This is a genomic window from Serratia rhizosphaerae (genome assembly GCF_009817885.1).
GTDB lineage: Bacteria > Pseudomonadota > Gammaproteobacteria > Enterobacterales > Enterobacteriaceae > Serratia_B > Serratia_B rhizosphaerae.
This window is the reverse complement of record NZ_CP041764.1, coordinates 2704502-2717655: the sequence shown is the minus strand read 5'-3', so window position 1 is coordinate 2717655 and position 13154 is coordinate 2704502. Positions and strand designations below refer to the sequence as shown.

The following is a 13154-nucleotide window of genomic DNA, read 5'->3' as shown; positions in this document are numbered from 1 at the left end:
CTGCGCCCCCGATTCAGCCTTAGCGCCGTGCGCCGGTTTTCACCGATTTCAGCACCAGGAACTTCTGGTTGGACGCCACGGTAACGCAGTTGCCGAACAGACGCTTCAGCTTCTGGTAATAATCCAGATGACGGTTGCCGACGATCAGCAGCTCTCCGCCTACTTTCAGACAGCGCTTGGCGTCAAGGAACATCTGCCAGGCGGTCTGGTCGGTAATCGCATGCTGCTGGTGGAACGGCGGGTTACACAGCACCGCCTGCGCGCTGCCGCCGTCCATTCCGGCCAGCGCATTGTTGACCACAAAACGACAGCGCTCCATGTCCTGCGGCAGGTTATGGCGCACGTTCAGTTCGCTCGACGCCACCGCCATATAGGATTCATCGACAAAGGTCACCTGCGCCTGCGGGTTCTGCACCAGCGCCGTCAGGCCGATTACGCCGTTGCCGCAGCCCAGGTCGATAACCTCGCCGTCCAAATCGCTCGGCAGGTTTTCCAGGAACAGACGTGCGCCGATATCCAGGCCGCTGCGGGAGAACACGTTGGCATGGTTATGGATCAGCATATCGCTGCCGTCCAGCTGCCAGTCGGTGGTTTCCGCCGCCGCCGCCGGCGTGATGTCTGCCACCTGGCCGTAAATCAGACGCGCCTTTTTCCACGCCAGGCTGGTGCGGGTCGGCCCCAGCACCCGCTCAAACAGCTGCAGCGTCGAGGTATGAATATCGCGCGCCTTGGCGCCGCCGATAATCACGGTATCCGGGCCGACCACTTTGCGCAGCGCACGCAGCTGCTGTTCCAGCAGCGCCAGCGCCTTCGGGATCTTAATCAGCACCAGCGCCGGCGCTTCAGGCAGCGCGTCCAGGCTGCCGAGCAGCGTCACCTGCTGCGCATCCAGCCCGTTGAGCGCCAGATTGTGGCGCGTCGCCAGCTGGCTCATGTAGGAATCGCTGATGCTGTACGGCCGCAGCGCGTGCAGCGCACAGGTCAGCGTGCCGAAGCTGTCGTTGAAAATCAGCACCGGGCGTCCGGCAACATCCTGATTTTCCACCTGTTGCAGCAGATATTCATCCGCCGCTTCCCACGCCTGCAGCGGCACGGCGCCTTCTTGTTGGGGATAACGCTCCAGCTCAAGTTGCTGTGTTCCCAGATCGAGTTGGCTCATTGCCCCTCCTGACTGATAAATTTGCGCTGTTTATCCCCTAAAAACGGCCGTCAGTAAAATGTTTTTTGCTATTCATCGCCCTTTGCCGGATTTGTGCGAAAAAACCGCATACAATAACCGGCTGAATAGTTACTGAAGATTATCGCGTCATGTCCGAACTGACTTATCTGCAAGGCTACCCCGCCCATCTGCAGACGCAGGTACAACAGCTGATCCAGCAACAGCGCCTGGGTGAGGTGCTGCTGCAGCGCTATCCGCAGGTGCACAGCTGCACCACCGACAAGGCGCTGTACCAGTTCACCACCGAGATCAAAAACCAATATCTACGCAACGCCCAGCCGATCAGCAAGGTAGCGTATGACGGCAAAATTCACGTGATGAAACACGCGCTGGGTCTGCATACCGCCATTTCGCGCGTACAGGGCGGTAAGCTGAAGGCCAAGGCAGAAATCCGCGTAGCGACGGTGTTCAAGACCGCGCCGGAAGCCTTCCTGCGCATGATCGTCGTGCATGAGCTGGCGCACCTGAAAGAGAAAGACCACAACAAGGCTTTTTATCAGTTGTGCTGCCATATGGAGCCCGATTATCACCAGCTGGAGTTTGACACCCGTCTGTATCTCACCCATCTGACGCTGTTCGGCGGGCTGTACGCCGACCGCTGATAGTTAACGTATTTTTAACAAAAACTCGCCTTCTGCCGGCGGCGTGATACTCTGATTTATCAGTACCTGCCACCGGAGTTATCTATGATTCGTTTTGCCGTCGTTGGCACCAACTGGATCAGCGAACGCTTTGTCGATGCCGCCCATCAAAGCGGAAAAATGCGGTTGAACGCCGTCTATTCCCGCCGTCTGGAGCAGGCCAGAAGCTTCGGCGCCCCCTATCAGGTCGAGCATCTGTTTGACGATCTGCCGGCGCTGGCGCAGTCCGATGTGATTGACGCCGTGTATATCGCCAGCCCGAACTCGCTGCACTGCCAGCAAGCATTGCTGTTTATGCGTCATAACAAACATGTGATCTGCGAAAAACCGCTGGCGTCCAATCTGCAGGAAGTGGAATTGCTGCTGGCCTGCGCGCGCGAGCAGCAGGTGGTGCTGTTCGAAGCCTTCAAGAGCGCCCATCTGCCCAACTTTATCACCCTGCGGCAAACGCTGCCTAAAGTAGGCAAACTGCGTAAGGCGTTCTTCAACTACTGCCAGTATTCATCCCGCTATCCACGCTATCTGGCGGGAGAAAACCCGAATACCTTCAACCCGCAGTTCTCCAACGGTTCGATCATGGACATCGGTTATTACTGTCTGGCGAGCGCGGTGGCCCTGTTCGGCGCGCCGCAATCGCTGATCGCCAGCGCCACCCTGCTGGACACCGGCGTGGATGCCCACGGCACCGTCTGCCTCAATTACGGCGATTTTGACGTGACGATCGGCCACTCCAAAGTCAGCGACTCGGCGCTCGCCAGCGAAATTCAGGGTGAGGACGGCGCGCTGCTGATCGACAAGATTTCCGAGTGTCAGGGGGTGACGCTGCTGCCGCGCGGCGGCAGCCGTCAGGATCTGAGCCAACCGCAGCACGGCAATAGCATGCAGTATGAGGCCGAGGTGTTTGCCGATCTGGTGACGCGTCATCAGGTTGAACATGCCGGCCTGGAAAACTCGCGTATCGTCGCCGCCCTGTTAAGTGAAATCCGCCGGCAAACCGGCGTCGTCTTCCCGGCAGATGGAGAAGGACAATGAAGCCGCTGTTACTGATGCAAACTGGCGATGCGCCTGAGGCCATCCGCCAGACGCACAGCAATTTCGAACAGATGTTTATGCAACAAGGCGGCATGGCCGCCGAACGCGTGCAGGTCGTACACCTGCCGGCCGGGGAACAACCGGCGGCGCCGGCTGACTATTGCGGCGTGGTGATCACCGGCTCACCGGCGATGGTGACCGAACGGCTGCCGTGGAGCGAACAGGCGGCCGAATGGCTGCGTCAGGCGATGGCGCTCCGCCTGCCGATCTTCGGCGCGTGCTACGGCCACCAGCTGCTGGCCCATGCGCTCGGCGGTGAGGTGGGCTATCACCCGCAGGGGATGGAAGTCGGTACGCTGGAGATTGAACTGCTGCCGGCCGGCGCGAGCGACCGCCGGCTGATGATGCTGCCGCCGCGTTTCAAAGCCAACCTGATCCATTCACAAAGCGTGCTGACGCCGCCGCCAGGCGCCGACGTGCTGGCCCGCTCGGCGCAGGATGACTACCAGATCCTGCGCTATGGTGATAATGCGCTGACCACCCAGTTCCACCCGGAATTCGACGCGGCGACCATGCGCAGCTATCTGCACTGGCTGGCCGAATTAAACCCGGAGCAGCAGGCGCAATACCAGCAAAAACAACGGCAGGTGGACGATACGCCGTTCAGCAGGCTGCTGCTGCAGGGGTTTGTCGTCAGCCTCGGCGCGCAGCAGGCATTGGCCGGATGAAGATTAGACGTTGACCGCTGACACATTTTGCATTACTTTTTACGTCAGCAAAGGGGAGTAACTTCATTGCCGGTTAATCGTCATTACGATGCGCAAGCATCCGGTTACCGGGCAACCCGATGGTCAAGGTGTAACACCTTCATCGACGTTGTAAGTGAGACCTTGCCGGAAGGCGAGGTTTGCTTGCAGCGTTCACAGAGCGGCTGGCGTCCTTCCGACGTTGGCCGTTTTTGTTTTTTGAAGGATACATAATGATGAATACCGTTGGCACTCCGTGGTTATGGGGCAGCTTCGCCGCCGTTATCGTGGTGATGCTCGCCATTGATTTACTGTTGCAGGGCCGCAAAGGCTCGCACACCATGTCGATGAAGCAGGCCGCCTGCTGGTCGCTGGTGTGGGTCACCCTCTCTCTGCTGTTCAACCTGGGTTTCTGGTACTACCTGAGCGAAACCGCCGGCCGCGCCGTGGCCGATACGCAGGCGCTGGCCTTCCTGACCGGCTATCTGATTGAAAAAGCGCTGGCGGTGGACAACGTCTTCGTCTGGCTGATGCTGTTCAGCTACTTTGCCGTGCCGGCCAACCTGCAGCGCCGCGTGCTGATTTACGGCGTACTGGGCGCGATTGTGCTGCGTACCATCATGATCTTTGCCGGCAGCTGGCTGATTTCCCAGTTCTCGTGGCTGCTGTACCTGTTCGGCGCTTTCCTGCTGTTTACCGGCATCAAAATGGCGCTGGCGAAAGAGGATGACGGCGCCATCGGTGACAAGCCGCTGGTGAAGTGGCTGCGCGGCCACCTGCGTATGACCGATAACCTGGAAGGCGAGCGTTTCTTTGTGCGCCGCAACGGTCTGCTGTTCGCCACGCCGCTGGTGCTGGTGCTGATTCTGGTGGAACTGAGCGATGTGATCTTCGCGGTCGACAGTATTCCGGCCATCTTCGCCGTCACCACCGACCCGTTTATCGTCCTTACTTCTAACCTGTTCGCCATTATGGGCCTGCGCGCCATGTACTTCCTGCTGGCCAACGTGGCCGAGCGCTTCTCGATGCTGAAGTACGGGCTGTCGGTGATTCTGGTGTTTATCGGCGTCAAAATGCTGATCGTCGATTTCTACCATATTCCGATCGGCATTTCGTTAGGCGTGGTGGCCGGTATCCTGCTGCTGACGCTGGCGATTAACGCCTGGGTCAATCATCGCAATGACCGGCTGGCGCGTAAGGCGCAATAATCTGTTACCCGGGGCGGTTATCCGCCCCATAATCGTTTGTTCATTGCGACAAACGCCAAATGTTATTGCGATCACACAAATGTAACCAGTATGTTATCAAGAGTTGATCCGCCCGCAGAATTTCACATCCGAGACTTCCCAACCCCGCGCGTTTACTGAATACTGAAATAGCAAACACACTTGGTTACAGGTGCGCATAAAATTCGCCCGGCACCGTTCCTGCCGAGGCGCGGCACCCATTACGCAACATCATCAGGAAGCGGAAACGCACATAAGCATCATGCATAAAATACTGACACGCATTACACAGGGCAGCCTGGTTAAACAAATTCTGATCGGCCTGGTGGCCGGCATCCTGCTGGCATTTATCTCCCCTGCCGCCGCATCGGCCGTGGGCCTGCTCGGGGCGCTGTTCGTCGGCGCGCTGAAGGCGGTCGCCCCCGTGCTGGTGCTGGTTTTGGTGATGGCGTCCATCGCCAACCATAAGCAGGGGCAGAAGACCAATATCCGTCCGATCCTGTTCCTTTATCTGCTGGGCACCTTCGCTGCGGCGCTGGTGGCGGTGCTGCTCAGCTTCGCCTTCCCGTCCAGCCTGGCGCTGGTCACCGGCAATGTCGATATCAGCCCGCCGGGCGGTATCACCGAGGTGCTGAAGGGCCTGCTGATGAACGTGGTGGCGAATCCGTTCGACGCGCTGATCAATGCCAACTACGTCGGCATTCTGGCCTGGGCCATCGGCCTGGGGCTGGCGTTGCGCCACGCCGCAGACAGCACCAAACTGCTGATCACCGATGCCTCACACGCCGTCACGCTGGTGGTGCGCGCGGTGATCCGCACCGCGCCGCTGGGCATCTTCGGGCTGGTGGCGTCTACGCTGGCGGAAACCGGCTTCGATGCGCTGTGGGGCTACGCCCAGCTGCTGATGGTGCTGATTGGCTGTATGCTGCTGGTGGCGCTGGTGCTCAACCCGCTGATCGTCTACTGGAAAATTCGCCGCAACCCGTATCCGCTGGTGTTCGCCTGCCTGCGCGAAAGCGGCGTCACCGCCTTCTTTACCCGCAGTTCGGCGGCCAATATCCCGGTGAATATGGAGCTGTGCAAAAAGCTGAATCTGAATGAGGACACCTACTCGGTCTCCATTCCGCTCGGCGCCACCATCAACATGGCCGGCGCGGCGATCACCATCACCGTGCTGACGCTGGCGGCGGTGCATACGCTGGGCATTGCGGTGGATATTCCGACCGCGCTGCTGCTGAGCGTGGTGGCGGCGGTCTGCGCCTGCGGCGCGTCCGGCGTGGCCGGCGGCTCGCTGCTGCTGATCCCGCTGGCGTGCAATATGTTCGGCATCCCAAACGATATCGCCATGCAGGTGGTTGCGGTCGGCTTTATTATCGGCGTGCTGCAGGATTCCTCGGAAACCGCGCTGAACTCCTCCACCGACGTGCTGTTCACCGCCGCCGCCTGTATGGCGGAGGATCAACGGCTGGCGGACGATGACCCGCTGAAAATGCGCTAAGCGCGCGGTTCTGACATCAGGCGTCCTTCGGACGCCTTTTTTTCGGCCTGCTTTTCTGCCGCAAACGGATCGATACCGCGCCGCTGCAGGCGGCGGAAACGCAGAATATTAAAGCCGTTCATCAGCAGGAAGCTGCCCTCAATCAACGAGCCGCCGATCGACCCCAGCCAGATATTATGCGTCACCCAGCAGGCGGTGGAACACCACATCACGCAGCGGGTGGTAAGGCCGCGGGTGCGGAACAGCGCCCAGGTGCTGATCGAGGTGCCGAAAATCGGCAACAGCTCGACCCAATGCTGGTAGCGCGACAGGCCCATCACCAGCGTCAGGCTGAGAAAGAGCCACATCACCCACAGGCTGCGGGTGCGCATGGACACCAGGTTGCGGCAGGCGCTGAGTAATGCGCTGCTGCCAGCGGCGTTGGCGCCCATCAGGAAGAAATGAATGCCGATAGTCAGGCTGTAGCCGGAGAGCTGCAATTTGAAACGACGATCGTCACGGTTGAAAAAGCTGGTAATGCCGACCAGAAAGGCCAGCACGCCAACCGCCTGAGCAAACCAATAAAACGTCATGGACAGATCCTGAAGCGGAAAAACGGCAAAAAAATGAAATGCCGTTTTATATTAATCGCGCCGCTGACGCTTTACAATGTGACGCCGCTCTTAAAGATCGCCAGCTCGCGGAAATCGTTCAGCTCGTTTTTCGCCGCCTTACCGTTGGCGATGGCGACAATCTCATCGATAAACTGCGTCAGCAGCTGCTCCATCGCCATGCCGTGAATCAGCCGCCCGGCGTCAAAATCAATCCAGTGCGGTTTTTTCGCCGCCAGTTCGCTGTTGGTCGCCAGCTTCACCGTCGGTACAAAGCCGCCGTACGGCGTGCCGCGTCCGGTGCTGAACAACACCATATGGCAGCCGGCGCCGGCCAGCGCGCTGGTCGCCACCGCATCATTGCCCGGCGCACTCAGCAGGTTCAGCCCCGGCTGACGCAGACGTTCGCCATATTTCAGCACGTCCACCACCGGGCTCTGCCCCGCCTTCTGGGTGCAGCCCAGCGATTTCTCCTCCAGCGTAGTGATACCGCCGGCCTTGTTGCCCGGCGACGGATTTTCATAAATCGGCTGCTGGTGGGCAATAAAGTATTTTTTGAAGTCGTTGACCATGGCGACGGTCTTGTCGAAAGTCTGCCTGTCGCGGCAGCGGCTCATCAGAATACGCTCGGCGCCGAACATCTCCGGCACTTCGGTCAGCACGCTGGTGCCGCCGTTGGCGATCACATAGTCCGAAAAGCGCCCCAACAGCGGGTTGGCGGTAATGCCGGACAGCCCGTCAGACCCCCCGCATTCCAGGCCGAACTTCAGTTCGCTGAGCCGGCCCGGCTGGCGGCGGTCGTCACGCATTGTCTGGTACAGCGCGTGCAGCTGCGCCAGACCGGCCTCCACTTCATCGTCCTGCTGCTGGCACACCATAAAACGTACGCGCGCGTCGTCTACGGCGCCCAACGTGTCGCGAAACGCATCGACCTGATTGTTTTCACAGCCCAGGCCAATCACCAGCACCGCGCCGGCGTTCGGATGGCGCACCATGTTTTGCAGCATGGTGCGGGTATTTTCATGATCCTGCCCCAGCTGGGAGCAGCCGAACGGATGGCTGAACAGATGCACGCCGTCAATACCCTCGGCATCGGCGGTTTCCTGCAGGAAACGCCGTTGGATCTGCCGGGCAATGCCGTTTACGCAGCCGACGGTCGGAATGATCCACAGTTCATTGCGGATGCCGACCTCGCCATTGGCGCGGCGATAGATCTGCACCTCGCGATCCGCCGCCTGCGGCGGCACCACCGGGAAATCCGGCTGGTACTGGTAGTCGTCCAGATCGCTCAGGTTGGTCTTGGCGTTCTGCGCGTGGATGTGCTCCCCCGGCGCAATCGCCGTGACCCCATGGCCGATCGGCAGACCGTATTTAACGATCGTCCCGCCGGCGGCGATCGGCGTCAGCGCGAATTTATGCCCGCGCGCCACCGGCTGCGGCAGAGTCAGGCGTGGCGCATCATCCAGCTGCAGGGTTTCACCGGCGGCCAAATCCCGCAGGGCGACCGCCACGTTGTCCTGCGCATGAATCTTAATAAAGCTCTGCATAAGGCACCTGTAGGCGACGGCTAGGCCAGTTCAATGGCGAAATAGTTTTTGGCGTTGTCGAAGCTGATGTTTTTCACCATCTCCCCCAGCAGCGCCAGATCCGCCGGCGCTTCGCCGTCTTCAACCCAGCGTCCGATCATCTGGCACAGAATGCGCCGGAAATATTCATGACGGGTATAAGACAGGAAGCTGCGGCTGTCGGTCAGCATGCCGACAAAGCGGCTCAGCAGACCAAGCTGCGCCAGCTGGGTCATTTGCCGCTGCATACCGTCTTTTTGATCGTTAAACCACCAGCCGGAGCCAAACTGCATCTTGCCCGGGGTCCCTTCGCCCTGGAAGTTGCCCACCATGGTGCCGATCACTTCGTTATCGCGCGGGTTGAGACAGTACAGAATGGTTTTCGGCAGCCCGCCCTGCCGCGCCTGGGCGTCCAGCAAGCGCGACAGCGGCTGCGCCAGCGGCCGGTCGTTGATCGAATCAAAGCCGATATCCGGGCCGATACGTTCAAACATCAGGCTGTTGTTATTGCGCAGCGCGCCGATGTGATACTGCTGCACCCAGCCGCGGCGCTGATATTCTGCCGCCAGGAACACCAGCACGGCGGTTTTGAACTGCGCGATCTGCGTGTCGTCCAGCAGCGCGCCGTCAAGGCGCCGGCTCAGGATCGCATCCAGCGCCGCCTCGTCGGCGTCGGCGTACACCACCACGTCCAACGCATGGTCCGCCACCTTGCAGCCGTGTGCGGCGAAGTGGTCCAGCCGTTTGCTCAGCGCCTGGCGCAGGTCATCAAAGCGGCGGATAGCCACATCGGACGCGGCCGTCAGCCGCTGCAGATAGTCGGTAAAGGTCGGCGCATCAATATTGAACGCCTTGTCCGGCCGCCAGCTCGGCAGCACCTTGATGTTAAAGCCGGCATCCTGCGCAATCGCGCGGTGATGGCGCAGATCGTCAATCGGATCGTCGGTGGTGCCGACCATCTTCACGTTCATCTGCTGCATGATCCCGCGCGCGCTGAACGTATCTTGCGTCAGCAGCTCATTGGTACGTTGCCAGACGGTATCCGCCGTCGCCGGCGACAGCAAAGTGTCGGTAATACCGAACGGCCGGCGCAGTTCCAGATGCGTCCAGTGGTAGAGCGGGTTGCCGATGGTGTGCGGCACGGTTGCCGCCCAGGCGTCGAATTTTTCCCGGTCACCGGCATCACCGGTGCACAGGCGTTCCGCCACGCCGTTGGTGCGCATGGCGCGCCATTTGTAGTGGTCGCCTTTCAACCAGATGTCATACAGATTTTTGAAACGATAGTTCTCAGCGATCTGCTCCGGCGGCAGATGGCAGTGATAGTCAAAAATCGGCTGCTGCGCCGCATATTCATGGTACAAACGCCGGGAAAATTCCGTATCCAGTAAAAAATCTTCGCCTAAAAACGTGGCCATATCAGGTCCTCAGCTTGCGTAGCGGGTTTTGTCGCCTCATTTCTTTAAAAAAGTTATCACACCAATTAATGGTGGCGTCCAGGTTTTTTTCGTCGTACTCACGGTGAAAATGGCGCTTAAACGGGCATTAACAGCGTAATTCATCACCAAAAAACCTAAGCATAGCCTCCATATTATTGCGTAACTGAATAATGACTTTTGTGATGTCACTCAACTTTTAAATCTGTATGACAAGTTATTGTCTCGCCTCTTCACCTCGCTGCGGGAAGCCCCGGCGAACAGAACACGCGTTACACCATTACTGACAGGGAATCACCATTATCTACGTTGCGCAGCATCCACGAGCGCGACGACTGCTAAAGACGGGGAGAGATTTCTCATGCGTAAGATCAAAGGGTTACGCTGGTACATGATCGGGCTGGTGACCATCGGCACGGTGCTGGGCTACCTGACCCGCAATGCGATTGCCGTCGCCGCGCCGACGCTGGAAAACACCTTACATATCACCACCCAACAATATTCTTATATCGTCGCCGCCTACTCCGCCTGCTATACCGTGATGCAGCCGGTGGCCGGCTATGTGCTCGACGTACTCGGCACCAAAGTGGGCTATGCGATGTTCGCCGTTTTATGGGCGCTGTTCTGTATGGGCACCGCGCTGGCCAACAGCTGGGGCGGGCTGGCGCTGGCGCGCGGCGCGGTCGGCATGGCGGAGGCGGCGATGATTCCCGCCGGACTGAAGGCCAGCAGCGAATGGTTTCCGGCCAAAGAGCGCTCGATCGCCGTGGGCTATTTTAACGTCGGATCGTCAATCGGCGGCATGATCGCGCCGCCGCTGGTGGTGTGGGCGATCGTCGCCCACAGCTGGGAAATGGCCTTTATCATCACCGGCGCCCTGAGCCTGATTTGGGCCATCTGCTGGCTGATTTTCTATAAGCATCCGAAAGACCAAAAGAAGCTCAGCGCCGAGGAGCGCAGCTATATCCTCGACGGCCAGGAAGCCCAGCATCAGACCAGCAACGCCAAGAAAATGTCCGCCTGGCAGATCGTCCGCAACCGTCAGTTTTGGGGCATTGCGCTGCCGCGCTTTCTGGCAGAACCGGCCTGGGGCACCTTTAACGCCTGGATCCCGCTGTTTATGTTTAAAGCCTATGGCTTTAACCTGAAAGAGATCGCCATGTTCGCCTGGATGCCGATGCTGTTCGCCGATCTGGGCTGTATCGTCGGCGGTTATCTGCCGCCGCTGTTCCAGAAATATTTCAAGGTTAACCTGATCGTATCCCGCAAGCTGGTGGTGACTCTTGGCGCGGTGCTGATGATCGGCCCCGGCATGATCGGCCTGTTTTCCAGCCCCTATATCGCCATTGCGCTGCTGTGCGTCGGCGGCTTCGCGCATCAGGCGCTGTCCGGCGCGCTGATTACGCTCTCTTCCGACGTGTTCGGCCGCAACGAAGTGGCGACCGCCAACGGCCTGACCGGCATGGCGGCCTGGACCGCCAGCACGCTGTTCGCCCTGGTGGTCGGCGCGCTGGCGGATACGCTCGGCTTCAGCCCGCTGTTCGCCGCCCTGTCGGTATTCGATATTTTGGGCGCTATCGTGATCTGGACGGTGCTGCAAAATCGTCCGGCCGCCGCCGGGGAAAAGGAAGCGCTGCAAACCGCCGCCGCAGGCGGTTAATCCCCCGCTCAGCCCGGCGTATGCGCCGGGTTGCTCCGCCGCCATTCACTGGCGGCAAAACCGGATAAGTGGTATAACAAATCTGTTGGCAACCCGCCTTTCCTAGCGCAGAGCACTCATTATGGAATTCACCGAAAGCAGACGCTTATATCAGCAACTGGCCGCCGAACTGAAACAACGCATTGAAGGCGGCGTTTATCCGGTTGGCGACAAACTGCCGGCGGAACGCTATATCGCCGAAGAGATGAACGTCAGCCGCACCGTGGTGCGCGAGGCGATTATCATGCTGGAAGTGGAAGGCTATGTCGAAGTGCGCAAGGGCTCCGGGATCCACGTGATATCCAACCAGCAAAAACACCTGGTGGTGCCGGGCGACAGCATCGAATTCGCCAGCGTCGGGCCGTTCGAGCTGCTGCAGGCGCGCCAGCTGATTGAGAGCAATATCGCCGAGTTCGCCGCCACGCAGGTCACCAAGCAGGACATCGTGCAGCTGATGGAGATTCAGGAAAACGCCCGCCGGGAGGATCGCTTCCGCGATTCACAGTGGGATCTGAAGTTCCACGTGCAGATCGCGCTTGCGACGCAGAATACCGCAATGGCGACCATCGTCGAAAAAATGTGGAGCCAGCGGGTGCACAACCCTTACTGGATAAAACTGCACGAGCATATTGACGATCGCTCGATCGACAGCTGGTGCGATGACCATGACCAGATTCTCAAGGCGTTGATGCGCAAAGACCCCGCCGCCGCCAAGCTGGCGATGTGGCAACACCTGGAAAACACCAAGCAGATGCTGTTCAACGCCACCACCGACGATTTCGAATATAACGTTGACCGCTACCTGTTTGCCGAGAATCCGCTGCCGCATCTGGACAGCGCGGCCGGCAGCAACAAATAGCCAATGGCGGTCAAATAATCTTACCTTATGTCAGGTATTGTAAAATACGCTGAATCAATGCGGTCAGCGCCGTTTCCCGTGTAATAATTCACCGGCTGCAGCAGAGATTTCTCTGTTGCCGATCGGGCGGCTTTGCTAAAATCAGACCACTTTTTTTAGCCTTATTACTGCGGGGGCGGAACGCGAATTCATGCGCTGGTTGTTTGCCATGCTGATTGCTCTTTTGTGCTGGACCGGCGCGGTCTCCGGCCACCAGCTCTATACCATGCAACCGGCATCTTCTGCGCTGCAAAACGCCCAGCCGAACGACGCGACAGCTGCCCAGAACGACTATCTGCAGGCGCTACGCCCGCCGGCCGACCTGCGCAGCAAAACGCCGGGGAAAAAATGGCCGCTGCTGCTGTCGCGCAATCCTCCCTGCCATAGCGCCCCGCTCTCTGCCGTTTCCCCCATCCCCGCCTATGCTTTAACAGAGGCGCGGCGAGAGAGCCGCTATCCGCGCCAGGCGGCGCCGGCGTCCAACCGTCTTGACCAGGTTAACTGGATGCTCCGCACATCCCACCAGCAAAGCCGGGTCGGCGGCTGGAAAGCGAGCAACATGCTGTACCGAGGAACGCTGACTTACCATTCATGATCGACATGGGTT

General features: G+C 59.3%; 12 protein-coding genes. 8 read left to right on the top strand and 4 right to left on the bottom strand.

Going from position 1 to position 13154, the window contains the following annotated elements; genetic code table 11:
* Window positions 1–19: 19 nt before the first annotated feature.
* Window positions 20–1159, bottom strand: a complete 1140-nt coding sequence (gene rlmG / locus FO014_RS12710) for a 23S rRNA (guanine(1835)-N(2))-methyltransferase RlmG (protein ID WP_160029777.1) — start codon at window positions 1157–1159, stop codon at window positions 20–22.
* A gap of 149 nt (window positions 1160–1308) precedes the next feature.
* On the opposite strand from rlmG, the gene FO014_RS12705 reads away from it, so the two are divergent.
* The 5 genes from FO014_RS12705 to sstT all read left to right on the top strand — a co-directional run bounded on the left by FO014_RS12705 (window position 1309) and on the right by sstT (window position 6362).
* Window positions 1309–1821, top strand: coding sequence for a M48 metallopeptidase family protein (locus FO014_RS12705; protein WP_160029776.1), 513 nt, complete (start codon window positions 1309–1311; stop codon window positions 1819–1821).
* 84 nt (window positions 1822–1905) lie between these two features.
* Window positions 1906–2892 (top strand): Gfo/Idh/MocA family protein, encoded by a 987-nt coding sequence (locus FO014_RS12700; protein WP_160029775.1) that lies wholly within the window; start codon window positions 1906–1908, stop codon window positions 2890–2892.
* The gene (locus FO014_RS12695) at window positions 2889–3620 is read left to right on the top strand and encodes a glutamine amidotransferase (RefSeq protein WP_160029774.1); all 732 of its coding nucleotides are present in this window, start codon (window positions 2889–2891) and stop codon (window positions 3618–3620) included. Before FO014_RS12700 ends, FO014_RS12695 begins: the two co-directional genes overlap by 4 nt.
* A 251-nt stretch (window positions 3621–3871) precedes the next feature.
* Window positions 3872–4846, top strand: coding sequence for a TerC family protein (locus FO014_RS12690; protein WP_105232706.1), 975 nt, complete (start codon window positions 3872–3874; stop codon window positions 4844–4846).
* A gap of 280 nt (window positions 4847–5126) precedes the next feature.
* Window positions 5127–6362, top strand: coding sequence for a serine/threonine transporter SstT (gene sstT, locus FO014_RS12685; RefSeq protein ID WP_160029773.1), 1236 nt, complete (start codon window positions 5127–5129; stop codon window positions 6360–6362).
* Here sstT and FO014_RS12680 read toward each other — a convergent pair.
* The 3 genes from FO014_RS12680 to uxaC form a co-directional block, all read right to left on the bottom strand.
* Window positions 6359–6934 (bottom strand): YgjV family protein, encoded by a 576-nt coding sequence (locus FO014_RS12680; protein ID WP_105232708.1) that lies wholly within the window; start codon window positions 6932–6934, stop codon window positions 6359–6361. The two genes, sstT and FO014_RS12680, sit on opposite strands and share 4 nt — an antisense overlap.
* Window positions 6935–7005: 71 nt before the next feature.
* Window positions 7006–8499 (bottom strand): UxaA family hydrolase, encoded by a 1494-nt coding sequence (locus FO014_RS12675; protein WP_160029772.1) that lies wholly within the window; start codon window positions 8497–8499, stop codon window positions 7006–7008.
* 20 nt (window positions 8500–8519) lie between these two features.
* The gene (uxaC, locus tag FO014_RS12670) at window positions 8520–9932 is read right to left on the bottom strand and encodes a glucuronate isomerase (protein ID WP_160029771.1); all 1413 of its coding nucleotides are present in this window, start codon (window positions 9930–9932) and stop codon (window positions 8520–8522) included.
* A 379-nt stretch (window positions 9933–10311) separates the two neighbouring features.
* Between uxaC and FO014_RS12665 the strand changes: the two genes are divergently transcribed.
* The 3 genes from FO014_RS12665 to FO014_RS12655 all read left to right on the top strand — a co-directional run bounded on the left by FO014_RS12665 (window position 10312) and on the right by FO014_RS12655 (window position 13142).
* A complete protein-coding gene (locus tag FO014_RS12665) occupies window positions 10312–11610 on the top strand; it encodes an MFS transporter (RefSeq protein ID WP_105232711.1) in 1299 nt (432 codons plus the stop codon).
* Between the two features lie 121 nt (window positions 11611–11731).
* A complete protein-coding gene (gene exuR / locus FO014_RS12660; RefSeq protein WP_105232712.1) occupies window positions 11732–12508 on the top strand; it encodes a transcriptional regulator ExuR in 777 nt (258 codons plus the stop codon).
* A 190-nt stretch (window positions 12509–12698) separates the two neighbouring features.
* Window positions 12699–13142 carry a hypothetical protein gene (locus FO014_RS12655; RefSeq protein WP_105232713.1) on the top strand — a complete coding sequence of 148 codons (444 nt, stop codon included), beginning with the start codon at window positions 12699–12701 and terminating at the stop codon, window positions 13140–13142.
* Window positions 13143–13154: the final 12 nt, after the last annotated feature.

What these genes read in the sequence shown, in the direction of transcription:
- rlmG (WP_160029777.1), bottom strand. Translation starts at nt 1,159, where the DNA reads ATGAGCCAACTCGATCTGGGAACACAGCAACTTGAGCTGGAGCGTTAT.
- FO014_RS12705 (WP_160029776.1), top strand. Translation starts at nt 1,309, where the DNA reads ATGTCCGAACTGACTTATCTGCAAGGCTACCCCGCCCATCTGCAGACG.
- FO014_RS12700 (WP_160029775.1), top strand. Translation starts at nt 1,906, where the DNA reads ATGATTCGTTTTGCCGTCGTTGGCACCAACTGGATCAGCGAACGCTTT.
- FO014_RS12695 (WP_160029774.1), top strand. Translation starts at nt 2,889, where the DNA reads ATGAAGCCGCTGTTACTGATGCAAACTGGCGATGCGCCTGAGGCCATC.
- FO014_RS12690 (WP_105232706.1), top strand. Translation starts at nt 3,872, where the DNA reads ATGATGAATACCGTTGGCACTCCGTGGTTATGGGGCAGCTTCGCCGCC.
- sstT (WP_160029773.1), top strand. Translation starts at nt 5,127, where the DNA reads ATGCATAAAATACTGACACGCATTACACAGGGCAGCCTGGTTAAACAA.
- FO014_RS12680 (WP_105232708.1), bottom strand. Translation starts at nt 6,934, where the DNA reads ATGACGTTTTATTGGTTTGCTCAGGCGGTTGGCGTGCTGGCCTTTCTG.
- FO014_RS12675 (WP_160029772.1), bottom strand. Translation starts at nt 8,499, where the DNA reads ATGCAGAGCTTTATTAAGATTCATGCGCAGGACAACGTGGCGGTCGCC.
- uxaC (WP_160029771.1), bottom strand. Translation starts at nt 9,932, where the DNA reads ATGGCCACGTTTTTAGGCGAAGATTTTTTACTGGATACGGAATTTTCC.
- FO014_RS12665 (WP_105232711.1), top strand. Translation starts at nt 10,312, where the DNA reads ATGCGTAAGATCAAAGGGTTACGCTGGTACATGATCGGGCTGGTGACC.
- exuR (WP_105232712.1), top strand. Translation starts at nt 11,732, where the DNA reads ATGGAATTCACCGAAAGCAGACGCTTATATCAGCAACTGGCCGCCGAA.
- FO014_RS12655 (WP_105232713.1), top strand. Translation starts at nt 12,699, where the DNA reads ATGCGCTGGTTGTTTGCCATGCTGATTGCTCTTTTGTGCTGGACCGGC.